The organism is Pseudomonas sp. MB-090624 (assembly GCF_003205245.1).
GTDB lineage: Bacteria > Pseudomonadota > Gammaproteobacteria > Pseudomonadales > Pseudomonadaceae > Aquipseudomonas > Aquipseudomonas juntendi.
Genome location: NZ_QJRK01000084.1, coordinates 1 through 13,101 on the forward strand (window position 1 = coordinate 1; position 13,101 = coordinate 13,101).

The following is a 13,101-nucleotide window of genomic DNA, read 5'->3' on the forward strand; positions in this document are numbered from 1 at the left end:
CGGGAGCATGCCCGTAGCGAGGGAACCCCGGAGCGCAGCGCAGGGGCCGGATGACGGGAGCGCAGCGTTTTTTGGTTACTTTTTGTCGCGTTTGACAAAAAGTGACTCGCCGTAAGGGCGAAAAGGTAACTATGCATCGCTATCGCAGCTGGAGTTTTCGCGCCACCAAAACCAGCGCCAAAAAGCTTTCAAGCTTTCAAGCTACGCAATAACCCTCCATCACTGCGACGCAATAGCCTTCTCGATAGCCGCCCGGAACGCCGGATCATCCGGCTTGGTCAGGCTGGAAAAATTACCAATCACCTTGCCCTTGCGATCAACCACATATTTGTAGAAATTCCACTTCGGCGCACTGCTCTGGTTGGCCAATTCAACGAACAACGGAATCGCATCCTTGCCCCGAACCGGCTGAGCCTTGGTCATGGTGAACGTCACACCGTAGTTGGCATAGCACACCTTGGCCGTCTTCTCGCTATCGGCGTCTTCCTGCTTGAAGTCATTGGACGGTACACCCAACATCTCCAGGCCTTGTTCGTGATACGCCTTGTACGTAGCTTCAAGCCCCTCGAACTGCGGCGCAAAACCACAGTAACTGGCGGTGTTCACCACCACCAGAGGCTTACCGGCAAACCGCTCGCACAGCTCGATCTGCCCCTTGCCCCGCAATTCCGGCAAGCTGCCCTGCAACAACGCAGGACAATCGGCCGCCCAGCTCGACGCACTGGCCAGCAAGCCCAGCACCGTCACCGTCAACCCCTGTATACGCATGTCTGTTGCTCCCGCAATCCAAGCCTTGAGCTTGCAGGGTAGCGCCTAACAGACGCTCATGCCCAACTGCATCAATGCCAAGCCCCCGCGGTGCCAACCCCACCACACCAGCGCCAGCAGCAATAACCCGGCAACCGCCAGCAGCCCGCGACCCCAATGGCGGCTCATGCTGCCTGCGCCTGCAAGCGGGCGACCGGGCGTTCGCGTACCGGCCAGTTCAGGGCGGCAGCCAACACGCTGAGCAGGATGGAGATCTGCCACACCAGGTCATAGCTGCCCGTGCGGTCGTACACCACCCCACCCAGCCAGCCCCCCAGGAACGCACCCAGCTGGTGGAACAGGAACACGATACCGCCCAGCATGGAAAGGTTGCGCACCCCGAACACCGTCGCCACGGTGCCATTGGTCAGCGGCACGGTAGACAACCACAGCAGCCCCATGGCGATACCGAACAGGTAGGCACTGAACTGAGTCACCGGCGCCCACAGGAACAGCACGATCACCACCGCCCGCAGCAGGTAAAGCCCGGTCAGCAAGCGCGGTTTGGACATGCGCCCACCCAGCCAGCCAGCCGTGAAGGTGCCGACAATATTGAACAGCCCAACCAGCGCCAGCACCGTGGTACCGGTACTCGCGGGCAGATGCTGGTCAACCAGGTAGGCCGGCAGGTGCACGCCGATGAACACCACCTGGAAACCACAGACGAAGAAGCCCAACGCCAGGAGCCAGAACCCAGGATGCGAACACGCCTCACGCAACGCCTGGCCCAGCGTCTGCTCGGCACCATGGCTGGGCAATGGGCGGTCGCGCAGCAGGCCCACAAAAGGCACGATGAATGCCACTAGCAGCCCCAATACCAACAGGGCCGCCGACCAACCCAGCCACTGGATGAGGCCCAGGGTGCCCGGCAACATGGCGAACTGGCCGAACGAACCTGCGGCGCTGGCGATGCCCATGGCCATGCTGCGCTTGTCGGCCGGCACAGCCCGCCCGACCACACCGAGGATCACCGAAAACGAAGTGCCGGAGAGGCCAATACCAATCAGCAAGCCCGCACTCAGCGACAACGACCAGGCCGAGTCGGCCGTGCCCATCAGGACCAACCCCACGGCATAAAGAATACCGCCGATGATCACCACCCGGGCCGCGCCCAGGCGGTCGGCCAAAGCGCCGGCAAAGGGTTGCGCCAGCCCCCAGATCAGGTTCTGCAAGGCAATGGCGAAGGCAAACACCTCACGACCCCAGCCAAAATCGGCGCTCATGGGCGCCAGGAACAGGCCGAAACCGTGCCGTACACCCAATGACAACGCCAGAATCAACGCTGCCCCCACCAATACCCATCCGCTGGTTCGCCACACCGAAGTCATTATCGTTATCTCCAGCACATCGCAAGGTTTACGGGTATATACCCGCTTATGGTCGTATCATTTCAGGCCAGCTGGTTCAGCAGGCGCACCAGTTGATCACGCTGCCCGCCCCCCAGGCGTTCCACCAAATCGGCTTGCGCCTGCTCCCAGGCAGGGTGGGCAGCTTGCAGCAACTGCTTGCCGGCTGCAGTCAGCAACACCTCACGGTTACGCTGGTCATCGCCCTCGGCCAGGGCTACCAAGCCCTCTGCCTGCAACACACGCAGGTTACGGCCCAACGTACTGCGCTCCAGCCCCATGGCCTCGGCCAGGGTTGTGATGCTGGGACGCTCAAGGCGCTGCAGGTGCCGTAACAGCGAAAACTGGGCGACATTCACCCCGAAGCCGGCAAGGGCTTCGTCGTAATGCCGGGTCACCCCACGGGCAGCACGGCGCAAATGGATACAAAGGCATTCACTGGTCAGCATGGATACGTGTATATACCCGCGTGTTGCCTGTTGCAAGAAATTTCATGGTGCCGGGCGAAGCGCCGCTGGAGTGGCACCATGCTCAAAGCCCCAGCGCCATGCCAAGCACCACCGCCAGCTCAAGCAGCTCCAGCAGCGCCCCGGCCGTATCGCCCGTTGTGCCACCCAGGCGACGGCACATGAGCTGCCGCAGCCAGGCAAATACCGCCAGCGCCAGCACCACGCTCCACCCGCCCAGCCACAGGCAAAACAGCGCACAACCCAGCAGTACCCAGCCCGCGGCGCGCCGTGGCAGATGCTCCGCCAATGCCTGCCCCAGGCCACCTGGGCGCACGTAAGGGGTGCAAAGAAACAAACCCAGCATCGCCGCCCGCCCCAGCAGCGGCGCCAGCAGCAGGTGGGCAGTGACGCCCTGCTCGACCAGCACCCAAAGGGCACAGAACTTCAGCAACAGCACCAGTACCAGGGTTACCACGGCCATTGGCCCGCTGCGTGGGTCTTTCATGATCCGCAACGTGCGCTCGCGGTCGCCAAAGCCGCCCAGCCAGGCGTCCGCACTGTCGGCCAGCCCATCCAGGTGCAAGGCCCCGCTGAGCAACACCCACAGTGCCAACAGCAACGCCGCGTGCAGCGGCGCCGGCGTGCATTGCAGCAGGTGGCTTGCCAGCCACAACAGCAACCCGAACAGCAGCCCGACCAGCGGGTAATAGAGCAGCGAACGGCCCACCTCACGGGCGGCGGGCATGCCCGGCAGGCTCACCGGCAAGCTGCTGAGAAACTGCAAGGCAATCCAGAACGGCAACGGCAGCATCTCAACCTTCCTCGACCAATAGCCCGCCCTCACTCACCAACAAGCGGACCAAGGCACCATGCCCGACCTCGACCTGCAACAGTTGGTGCCTGGGCAAGCCGCGAGCACGCGCCAGCAGCAGGCGCATCACCCCACCATGGGTGACCAGCAGCACACGCTTGCCGGCGTGCTGCTGGTACAACCCCTCGACCGCCGCCAGCACCCGTGACGCAAAGGCGTGCACCGGCTCGCCGTTAGGCGGCGTGAAGGCGTAGGGGTCTGCCCAGAACTGCCCCAGCGCATCGGCCTGGTCTTGCATGATCTGTGCGGCGCTGCGGCCTTCCCAGTCACCAAAGTGCAGTTCTTGCAGGGCAGGCACCCGGCACACCGGCAAATTCAGGTGCGCACCCAGCTCATCGGCAAACCGCGCACAGCGCTGCAGCGGCGAGCTGACCAACACCTGCCACGGGCCGGCACCGGCCACGGCACTGCGCATCTGGGCCCAGCCTTGGTCGGTCAGCGCGTCATCCAGGCTGCCACGCAGCCCGCCCTGCTCGGTTTCGCCGTGGCGCAGCAGGTCGAGGATCATGCCGGGCGGTCCGCCACAGCGGCTTCGGCAAAGGTCGCCATTTGCCCATGCAGCGCACACGCCAGGCGTAACAGCGGTACCGCCAATGCGGCGCCACTGCCCTCCCCCAGGCGCAGGCCCAGGGCCAGCAACGGCTCGGCCTGCAGCGCCGCGAGCAGGGCCTTGTGCCCAGGCTCGGCACCTTCGTGAGCGAACAGCAGCCAGGCCCGGCACTGCGGGTTCAGGCGCACCGCCACCAGCGCGGCGACGCTGCAGATGAAGCCATCGACCAGTACTGCGATACCCGACTGCGCGCAGCCGATATAGGCGCCGACCAGGGCTGCGATCTCGAACCCGCCAACGCACCCCAATGCCTGCAACGGCGCGTCAGCCCGCAGGCCATGCAGGCGCAACGCCTGTTCGATGACCTGCGCCTTGTGCCGCACACCCGCGTTGTCCAGGCCGGTGCCAGGCCCGCTCAGCTGTGCCGCCGGGCAGCCCAGCAAGGCGCTGGCCACGGCAGCCGCGGCAGTCGTGTTGCCGATGCCCATCTCACCACCGATGAACAACTGCGCACGCTGTTCGGCCGCGCGCAAGGCGCTGTCGCGGCCAGCCTGCAGGGCTGCCAGCAGCTGGTCTTCGGTCATCGCCGGCTGGCGGGCAAAGTTCGCGGTACCGGCCCCCAGGCGCAAATGGCGCACGCCGGGCAGTTCCAGCTGTAGGTCGACGGTGCCGAGATCGACCACCTCCAGGCTGGCGTGCAGTTGCCGCGCCAGCACACTGATTGCCGCGCCACCGCCGACGAAATTGCACAGCATCTGCCCGGTTACCGCCTGCGGATAGGCCGAGATGCCTTCCTCGACCACACCGTGGTCACCAGCAAAAATGGTGATGGCCAGCTGGTCCAGCACGGGGCGTTCCTGCCCCTGCAAACCGGCCAGCTGAATGGCCAGGCCTTCCAGCTGGCCAAGCGAGCCGGCAGGTTTGGTCAGTTGCTGCTGACGCGCGCGGGCCTGGTCCATGGCGGCGTTGTCGAGGGGTTGGCAGGGGGTTTGCCACCAGGGTTGGATCATCGGGGGAAGCCTGTTCAGGGTTGGACAATGGGTAGTGGGGGTTGCACGGTGCATGGCTGGGTCATGGCGCGGCGCCCTTGAGCACCAATGGCAACCCGGCAACCGTCAACACCACGCGTTGACAGCGCTCGGCCACCGCCTGATGCATCCAGCCGGCCAGGTCGACATAACGCCGGGTCAGCTCGCCCATGGGCACCACCCCCAGGCCGGTTTCGTTACTGACCAGGATAACCGTGCCAGGCAGTTGCTCCAGGCAATCGAGCAGCGCATCACGCTCTTGGGCCAGGCGTTGGTCATCCTCCAGCATCAGCAGGTTGGTCAGCCACAGCGTCAGGCAATCCACCAGCAGGCAACGCCCCACGGCCGCTTCTGCGCGCAATACCGCCGCCAACGCCAGGGGCTCTTCGATCAAACCCCAGGCGGCAGGGCGTCGTTGCCGGTGCAGCGCTACCCGCTCGTTCATTTCACCGTCCAGCGGCTGGCTGGTGGCAATGTAGGTCACGGGCAGGCCGCTGGCAGTGGCCCATTGCTCGGCCAGGCGGCTTTTGCCCGAACGGGCACCGCCGAGGATCAGGCTGCGCATGTCAGACCACCCCACACAGTTGGCGCAACAAGGTGGTGTTCAGGTGCGCGTCCACCAGGTCGGCCAGGCGCTCGATGTCACGTTCACGCAGGGCTTCGTAATCGATGACCTGCACATCGTCCAGGCCCGCCCAGCGCAGCAGGGCGGCACATGAATGGCTGCCTTCGAACAGACCATGCAGGTACGTGGCCAGCACCTGCCCGTCGTCGCTGATGGCGCCGTCGCTGCGGCCATCGGCCAACTGCACGGCAGGCTGCGCCAGGGCCGGGCCGCGGGTGACACCCGCGTGGATCTCATAACCGCTCACCGCTGCAGCCTCGAGGTTCAGCGTGCCGGTGACATTACGCAACTGCTTATGGGCTTCGAGCACGGTGGCGTAGTCGAACAGGCCCAAACCGCGGCTTGAACCGGCAACCCCTTCGAGCCCCAGCGGGTCATGCACTTCATGGCCGAGCATCTGCAGGCCGCCACAAATTCCGATCAGTTTGCCGCCATAGCGCAGGTGGCGTTCGATCGCCTTGTCCCAACCGCGCTCGCGCAGCTGTGCCAGATCGCCGCGGACGCTTTTCGAGCCAGGCAGGATGATCAGGTCGGCAGCCGGAATCGGCTGGCCAGGGCCGATAAATTGCAGGTCTACCTGCGGATGCAGGCGCAAAGGGTCGAAGTCGGTGTGGTTGCTGATACGCGGCAGCACCGGCACGATCACCTTGAGCACGCGGTCCTGCTTGCGGCCCTGGCGCATGTCGATGCCATCTTCGGCTTCAAGGTGCAGGTCGGTGACGTAGGGCAACACGCCCAGCACCGGCTTGCCGGTGCGTGCCTCCAGCCAGTCCAGCCCTGGTTGCAGCAGCGCGATGTCGCCACGGAAGCGGTTGATCACAAAGCCCTGCACTCGCGCCTGCTCACTGGGCGACAGCAGTTCCAGCGTGCCCACCAGGTGGGCGAACACGCCACCACGGTTGATGTCCGCGACCAGGATCACCGGGCAGTCGACCGCTTCGGCAAAGCCCATGTTGGCGATGTCGCCCGCGCGCAGGTTGATTTCTGCCGGCGACCCCGCGCCCTCGACCATGACCACCGGCCAGGCAGCGCTCAGGCGCTGGTGCGAGGCCAGCACTGCCTGCATGGCGACAGCTTTGTAGTCGTGGTAGGCCACCGCGTTCATGCTGGTGACGGCACGCCCATGGATGATCACCTGGGCGCCGGTATCACTGTTGGGCTTGAGCAATACCGGGTTCATGTCGGTGTGCGGCGCCAGCCGGCACGCTTGGGCCTGCACCGCCTGGGCGCGGCCAATTTCACCGCCATCGGCGGTTACGGCACTGTTCAGCGCCATGTTCTGCGGTTTGAACGGCACCACACCCACACCCTGGCGCAACAGCCAGCGGCACAATGCAGTTACCAGCGTGCTTTTGCCGGCGTCGGAGGTGGTGCCTTGCACCATGAGGGTGGTCATGCCGTTTCCTTTTGGTAGGCCGCCAGGGCCTGGGCCAGGCGTTGCTCATCTGCCAGGCTGGCGGGCAGCCCCAGGCGTACTGCGGCAGGCTGCTCGAACAGCCGCACCAGAATGCCGCGACGGGCGAGAAAGTCGTGCAGGTGGGCTGCGCCTGGGCTGCGTACATACTGGAACAGGTCACAGCCGCCGGTGGGCGTCAGGCCTGCGCTGTGCAGCATTGCCGCCAGTCGCTGGCTGGCGGCGGCACAGCGTTCGGTTTGGGCACGCTGCGCGGCCTGGTCAGCCAGGCTGACTTGGGCCAACACCCGGGTCGGGCCGTTGACGGTCCACGGGCCAAGCAACTCGGCCAGGCGCAACAGCAGGCTGTGCTCGGCCGCCACGAAACCGAGGCGCACGCCGGCCAGGCCGAAGAACTTACCGAACGAGCGCAATACGATCAGATCAGGGCGTGCGCTGCAATCCACCACGCTGTCTGCGGGGGTATTGTCCATGAAGGCTTCATCCACCAGCAGCCAGGCACCGCGCGCAGCCAGCCGGGCGTGCCAGGCCAGCAACTGCTCACGGGGCACGCGGCGCCCTGTGGGGTTGTTGGGGTTGACCAGCACCAGCACGTCGAGGCCGTCGAGTGCGGCCTCGACCTGTGTTTCGTCCAGCTCGAGCAGCTGGTGCCCCGCCCTTTGCCAGGCATGGGGGTGCTCGGCATAGCATGGGCCCAGCACCCCGACCCGTCCCCTGGCACGCAGCAGCGGTAAGGCCTGGATCGCGGCCTGCGAGCCAGCGACTGGCAATACCTGGCTGGCGCCGTAATAGCGGCGCGCGGCCGCTTCCAGGCCGTCCTCGGTTTCCGGCAAGCGGGCCCAGGCTTCAACGGGAATGGGCGGAATGGGAAACGCCCACGGCGCAATGCCGCTGGACAGGTCCAGCCAGTGCTCACGGGCAATCCCGTATTGGTGCACTGCACGCAGCAGGCGACCGCCGTGTTCAAGCATCCAGGTAGGCCCCCAGGCAAATCACCAGCAACCACAGCCATACGCCGCGCTGCACCAGGTTCCAGCCACGCTCGATGGCGTCGGCATCGGCCGCCGGCCCCTCGCCCAGGCGTGGCCGCTCGTGCAGCTCGCCGTGGTACACCGCCGGGCCGCCGAGTTCGACACCTAGCGCACCTGCACCGGCCGCCATGACCGGGCCGGCGTTGGGGCTGTCCCACAAGGGGCCCTGCTTGCGCCAGCAGGCCAGGGCCACACGGGTTTTGCCGAGCAGCGCATAAGTCAGCACCACCAGCCTGGCGGGAATATAGTTGAGCACGTCGTCGATGCGCGCTGCGCACCAGCCAAAGCGCTCGAAACGCGCATTGCGGTAACCCCACATGGCATCGAGGGTATTGCTCAGGCGGTACAACACCACACCCGGCGCCCCGGCCACCACGAACCAGAACAGTGCAGCGAATACAGCGTCGCTGCCATTTTCCAGCACCGACTCGGTGGCTGCCCGCGCTACCGCAGGCGCGTCCAGCTCGCGGGTTTCACGGCTGACCAGAAAACCTACCCGGCGCCGCGCTTCGTCCAGGTCGCCCTGGCGCAACGCCTGAGCCACTGGCAGCACATGTTCGCCCAGGCTGCGCAGCCCCAATGCGCAGTACAACGCCAGCACATCGACCAGCCAGCCAATGCAGGGCAGCCAGGACAGCACCAACGCCACCAGGGTCAGCGGCACCACGGCCAGAAACCAGGCGCTGACACCGTGGCTGCGCCAACCGCGGCCTCCGGCATTCAGGCGCCGCTCCAGGTGATTGGCCATGTTGCCGAAAGCCACCAGTGGGTGGCGGCGCTGCGGCTCGCCCAGCAACGCGTCCAAGGCCACGCCAGCCACGGTCAGCATAGCCACGCTCATTGGCACTCTCCCCATTGGTTTTCGAACAGCATTTCACTCAAGGGCCGCTGCTGAGCCCAGTTTTCCTGGACCAGCATGGGTGCCGGGTAGAACGCCGTAACCGGCCCCAGGCACAGCACTGCCACCGGTTTGGCCCCCGCCGGCATACCCAGCAGGTCCGCCAGGGCCTGCGGGTCGAACAGCGACACCCAGCCCATGCCCAGGCCTTCGCCACGTGCTGCCAGCCACAGGTTCTGAATGGCACAGGCCAGTGACGCCAGGTCCATTTCAGGGAGGGTGCGGCGACCGAAGATGTGCGGCTCGCGGTTGTCCATCAAGGCCGCCACCAGCACCTCGGCACAGTCGTTGATGCCTTCCACCTTCAGTTTCATGAACGCGTCGGAGCGTTCGCCCAGGGCCTGGGCAGTGCGCACCCGCTCCGCCTCGACCAAGGCCTGGATCTGCCCGCGCAGTTCACGCCGGGTGATACGAATGAAACGCCAGGGCTGCATGAGCCCGACGCTCGGCGCCTGGTGGGCAGCGGCCAGCAGGCGAGCCAGCACAGCCGGCGCCACGTCCCCAGCCGCGAAATGGCGCATATCGCGGCGCTCGCCGATGGCCCGGTAGATGGCAGCGCGCTCGGCGGCGCTGAAGGCGTGTTCGCTCATGGCCGTAACAGTGCCGCCGCCGCAGGCGGGTTGGACGGGAAATAGAAATGCACATAGGAGGCGGTCAGCCGCCCGACCCGGTACACCGCTTCATTGCCGCGGCCGCCGTTGGGGCTCAGGCCGCGGGCAATCGGGTCCAGCCCGGTCGTGGTCAGGGAATGGTGGTAGGTGTGCCCGCGCAAGGTACCTTCCGGCAACTCCACTGCCTGCAAGGCCAGGGCCGCCAAGCGCTTCTGCATTGTCGCCTCACCCGGCAGCAGGCCGAGCAGTTCGGCGCGCTCGCCGGCCACGTCGGTCAACGCCTCGAGCAGGTACAGCATGCCGCCACATTCGGCCAGCAGCGGCTTGCCCTGTGCATGGTGGGCGCGGATCGCTGCGCACATCGGCGCGTTCGCCGCCAGCCCGTGATGGTGCAATTCGGGGTAGCCACCTGGCAGGTACAGGCTGTCTACCGCCGGCAGTTCGCGGTCGTGCAGCGGCGAGAAGAACGCCAGTTGGGCCCCCAGGCTGCGCAGCAGGTCGAGGTTGGCACCGTAGGTGAAGGCAAAAGCCTCGTCGCGCGCCACGCCGATACGCACACCGGCCAGCGAGGCTGCGCAGGCGTGTACTGCCGGCTCGGCAAAGCACACCGGTGGCGGCAGCGCCGCATCGCAACTGGCCCCCAATGCTTCGGCGGCGGCGTCCAGGCGGGCATCGAGATCGTTCAGTTCACTGGCCTGGACCAGGCCCAGGTGCCGGCTGGGCAATTCGATGCCACGCTCGCGGGACAACCCGCCATACCAGCGCAAGCCTTCAGTCAGGCTGCCTTCCAGCAGCTGTGCGTGGCGCAGGCTGCCGACCCGGTTGGCCAGCACCCCGGCAAACGGCAGGTCGGCCTGGTAGCGCGCCAGGCCCAGGGCCAGCGCGCCGAAGGTCTGGGCCATGGCCGTGCCGTCGATCACGGCCAGCACCGGCACACCGAAATGGCGTGCCAGGTCGGCACTGGAGGGGGTGCCATCGAACAACCCCATCACCCCTTCGATCAGGATCAGGTCGGCCTCCCCTGCCGCTTCCCACAACAGCCGGCGGCTTTCCTCCGCGCCGATCATCCACAGGTCCAGCTGGTACACCGGCGCGCCACTGGCCCGCTCCAGAATCATGGGGTCAAGAAAGTCCGGCCCGCACTTGAACACCCGCACCTTGCGCCCGCGGTTACGGTGCAGGCGGGCCAGTGCGGCGGTGACGGTGGTCTTGCCCTGGCCGGAGGCGGGAGCCGCGATCAGCACGGCTGGGCAGTGGCGCGCCTGGCTCACAGCTCTACGCCTTTCTGTGCGCGGATGCCGGCCTGGAAGGCATGCTTGAGCATGCCCATCTCGGTCACGGTGTCGGCCAGCTCGACCATTTCAGGCTTGGCCCCGCGGCCAGTGACGATCACATGCTGCATCGGCGGCCGGGCCTGGATGTCGGACAGGACCTGGTCAAGGTCGAGGTAGCCGTGCTTGAGGGCGATGTTCAGCTCGTCCAGCACCACGAACTGCACGCTGGGGTCCTGCAGCAGCTGACGGGACACCGCCCAGGCGGCTTCGGCCGCGGCGATGTCGCGCTGGCGGTCCTGGGTTTCCCAGGTGAAGCCTTCGCCCATCACGTGGTAGCGCACCTGCTCGGGGAAGCGGCGGAAGAACAGCTCTTCACCGGTGCTGTTGCGGCCTTTGATGAACTGCACCACACCACACTGCATGCCATGGCCCAAGGCCCGCGCAAGCATGCCGAAGGCCGAGCTGCTCTTGCCTTTGCCATTGCCAGTCAGCACCAGCAGCAGGCCGCATTCGTTGGGGGAGTTGGCGATACGTTCGTCGATGACTGCCTTCTTGCGCTGCATGCGCGCCAAGTGGCGTTCGTCGCGTTCGGTGGGTTCGCTCATCAGGGTTCTCCGCTGGCTGTCACCACGGCAACGCGCGGCAATAAAGAGTAGGCAGGCAGACGGAGAACGCGCAGGGGCCATGGCAAGGGGCCACGGTGCACCGCGCATCACCCTCCGTGATGCCGTTGGCAGATATCAGGCCGGTCTCCGGGCTTGTGAGGGGGCCTTGGCCCTGGCCTGCGCGCCTTCCCGGGTAAACACCCAGTGGCCCTGCGCGGCCGCGACTCACCTACCGTTGCGGGGGCAGCGCCGGACTCGCGCCATGCTGGCGCCCACCGGCTTCCCAGTTTCACCCTGCCCAGTCGGGGCTGGCAGGGCACCTGAAACACGCGCGAAGGTTAGAGGGTTGTACCGGGAGCGTCAATCGGAGTGGGCAGGGAGTGCGTACTTGCAAAGCGGCGACGCTGGCCAATTCTCCAGGCTGTGCCACACTGATAGCACATAGCCATCATGCTCGACTGTACGCCACTACAATGACAAAAGGAGAGTGCAGCATGCGAGGCCATCTCATCAACAACCCGAACCTGGAGTTCCTCGGCCCGGTGCTGGAACGCTGGGTCGACTGCATTGACCGCTGCAACCAGTTTTACGGCGATGGCGAGGCACCTTACTGGCACGGCGCGGCTGCCAATGCCGGGGTGCTGGCAGCCTCGGCGTGGGAGGCTGAGCTGGCGGCGTTACAGCAGTTTGCCGGCAAGAAGCAGCGTGATGAAGGTGACCATGAGGGGCGCTGCGATCTGTCGATCAGCAGTGCTGACCAAGTGCTGTACCTGAGCGTGGGTCAGCGGTGGCCAAGGCTGGCGAAGCTGGACATGGCAGCTGCATTGCAGGAAACCGCCGTGCGCGCCCGGCAGGTGGCCTACCCCAGCCAGTTGAAGGCGGGGGCTTTGTTCATCAGCCCATGGAAGGCTGGCCCGCACGCCAGCCCTGAAGAGTTGCAGGACATGGTCGACGACTTGCAGAAACACAGCGCGTGCGCGGTGGCCTGGTACTTCCCGTATGCGTACCGCAAGTTGCATAACGAGCTGGGGCAGTACTTTCCGGGGGTGGCGTTGTTGCTGAAGCAGGCTTGAAACAACGTGGGCGTTGAAACCGCATAGGTATTCGTTCGCGTAGGCGGCGCCGAGTCACTTTTCCGCCCTTACGGCGGGTTACTTTGGTCTTGGCCAAAGTAACCAAAGCCGCCCGCTCCCGTCATCCGGCCCCTACGCTTCGCTCCGGGGTCCCCTCGCTACGGGCATGCTCCTGAAGTCGCAATCTGCAGCGCCTGAACTACCGCGCGCTAAGAAGCAAAAGCAAAAAGCAGAAGCAACAACTGCGCTTGCGTGGGTTTCGCACCACGCAACCAAACCCCGCCCAGCTTTTGATCTGGCTGTTGATCTTGATCTTGATCTTGATCTTGATCTTGATCTTGATCTTGATCTTGATCTTGATCTTGATCTTGATCTTGATCTTGATCTTGATCTTGATCTTGATCTTGATCTTCGCGACTTCAGGAGGCCGAGCGGAGGGCATGCGGAGGGAGGTGACGGGCATGGATGCCCGTCAAGCGCTGAGGCCCCAGGGATGGGGCCTGCAGCGCGTACTCCCGG

At 65.5% G+C, this 13,101-nt stretch carries 16 protein-coding genes and 1 riboswitch; of the genes, 2 read left to right on the top strand and 14 right to left on the bottom strand.

Annotation, left to right across the window (positions count from 1 at the left end; all coding sequences use genetic code 11):
• Positions 1-219 precede the first annotated feature (219 nt).
• The 14 genes from DMX12_RS28220 to cobO all read right to left on the bottom strand — a co-directional run bounded on the left by DMX12_RS28220 (position 220) and on the right by cobO (position 11,509).
• The gene (locus tag DMX12_RS28220; RefSeq protein ID WP_110680030.1) at positions 220-768 is read right to left on the bottom strand and encodes a glutathione peroxidase; all 549 of its coding nucleotides are present in this window, start codon (positions 766-768) and stop codon (positions 220-222) included.
• Between the two features lie 45 nt (positions 769-813).
• Positions 814-936, bottom strand: a complete 123-nt coding sequence (locus DMX12_RS30140) for a hypothetical protein (protein WP_009686206.1) — start codon at positions 934-936, stop codon at positions 814-816.
• Positions 933-2,135: an MFS transporter gene (locus tag DMX12_RS28225; protein ID WP_029887568.1), complete on the bottom strand. Its 1,203-nt coding sequence runs from the start codon at positions 2,133-2,135 to the stop codon at positions 933-935. The genes DMX12_RS30140 and DMX12_RS28225 overlap by 4 nt, the downstream gene beginning before the upstream one ends.
• 62 nt (positions 2,136-2,197) lie before the next feature.
• A complete protein-coding gene (locus DMX12_RS28230) occupies positions 2,198-2,602 on the bottom strand; it encodes a MarR family winged helix-turn-helix transcriptional regulator (protein WP_009686204.1) in 405 nt (134 codons plus the stop codon).
• Between the two features lie 82 nt (positions 2,603-2,684).
• The gene (locus tag DMX12_RS28235) at positions 2,685-3,413 is read right to left on the bottom strand and encodes an adenosylcobinamide-GDP ribazoletransferase (protein ID WP_110680031.1); all 729 of its coding nucleotides are present in this window, start codon (positions 3,411-3,413) and stop codon (positions 2,685-2,687) included.
• A gap of 1 nt (position 3,414) precedes the next feature.
• A complete protein-coding gene (locus tag DMX12_RS28240; RefSeq protein ID WP_110680032.1) occupies positions 3,415-3,981 on the bottom strand; it encodes a histidine phosphatase family protein in 567 nt (188 codons plus the stop codon).
• On the bottom strand, positions 3,978-5,033 hold the full coding sequence (cobT, locus tag DMX12_RS28245) for a nicotinate-nucleotide--dimethylbenzimidazole phosphoribosyltransferase (RefSeq protein WP_110680033.1): 1,056 nt from the start codon (positions 5,031-5,033) through the stop codon (positions 3,978-3,980). The genes DMX12_RS28240 and cobT overlap by 4 nt, the downstream gene beginning before the upstream one ends.
• 61 nt (positions 5,034-5,094) lie before the next feature.
• The gene (gene cobU, locus DMX12_RS28250; protein WP_110680034.1) at positions 5,095-5,616 is read right to left on the bottom strand and encodes a bifunctional adenosylcobinamide kinase/adenosylcobinamide-phosphate guanylyltransferase; all 522 of its coding nucleotides are present in this window, start codon (positions 5,614-5,616) and stop codon (positions 5,095-5,097) included.
• 1 nt (position 5,617) lies between these two features.
• A complete protein-coding gene (locus DMX12_RS28255; RefSeq protein ID WP_110680035.1) occupies positions 5,618-7,072 on the bottom strand; it encodes a cobyric acid synthase in 1,455 nt (484 codons plus the stop codon).
• A complete protein-coding gene (gene cobD, locus DMX12_RS28260) occupies positions 7,069-8,061 on the bottom strand; it encodes a threonine-phosphate decarboxylase CobD (protein WP_110680036.1) in 993 nt (330 codons plus the stop codon). The genes DMX12_RS28255 and cobD overlap by 4 nt, the downstream gene beginning before the upstream one ends.
• Positions 8,054-8,962 carry an adenosylcobinamide-phosphate synthase CbiB gene (cbiB, locus tag DMX12_RS28265; RefSeq protein WP_110680037.1) on the bottom strand — a complete coding sequence of 303 codons (909 nt, stop codon included), beginning with the start codon at positions 8,960-8,962 and terminating at the stop codon, positions 8,054-8,056. Before cbiB ends, cobD begins: the two co-directional genes overlap by 8 nt.
• On the bottom strand, positions 8,959-9,609 hold the full coding sequence (gene bluB, locus DMX12_RS28270) for a 5,6-dimethylbenzimidazole synthase (RefSeq protein WP_110680038.1): 651 nt from the start codon (positions 9,607-9,609) through the stop codon (positions 8,959-8,961). The genes cbiB and bluB overlap by 4 nt, the downstream gene beginning before the upstream one ends.
• Positions 9,606-10,901 (bottom strand): cobyrinate a,c-diamide synthase, encoded by a 1,296-nt coding sequence (locus DMX12_RS28275; RefSeq protein WP_110680039.1) that lies wholly within the window; start codon positions 10,899-10,901, stop codon positions 9,606-9,608. Before DMX12_RS28275 ends, bluB begins: the two co-directional genes overlap by 4 nt.
• Positions 10,898-11,509, bottom strand: a complete 612-nt coding sequence (gene cobO, locus DMX12_RS28280; protein WP_054889940.1) for a cob(I)yrinic acid a,c-diamide adenosyltransferase — start codon at positions 11,507-11,509, stop codon at positions 10,898-10,900. The genes DMX12_RS28275 and cobO overlap by 4 nt, the downstream gene beginning before the upstream one ends.
• Positions 11,510-11,629: 120 nt before the next feature.
• Positions 11,630-11,848: riboswitch (cobalamin riboswitch) on the bottom strand.
• A 155-nt stretch (positions 11,849-12,003) separates the two neighbouring features.
• Between cobO and DMX12_RS28285 the strand changes: the two genes are divergently transcribed.
• Together DMX12_RS28285 and DMX12_RS29645 are read left to right on the top strand one after the other, a co-directional pair.
• Entirely contained in the window at positions 12,004-12,582 is a 579-nt protein-coding gene (locus tag DMX12_RS28285) for a hypothetical protein (protein ID WP_110680040.1), read from the top strand.
• A 166-nt stretch (positions 12,583-12,748) separates the two neighbouring features.
• On the top strand, positions 12,749-13,101 hold a 353-nt coding region (locus DMX12_RS29645; protein ID WP_218277993.1), incomplete at its 3' end, for a hypothetical protein.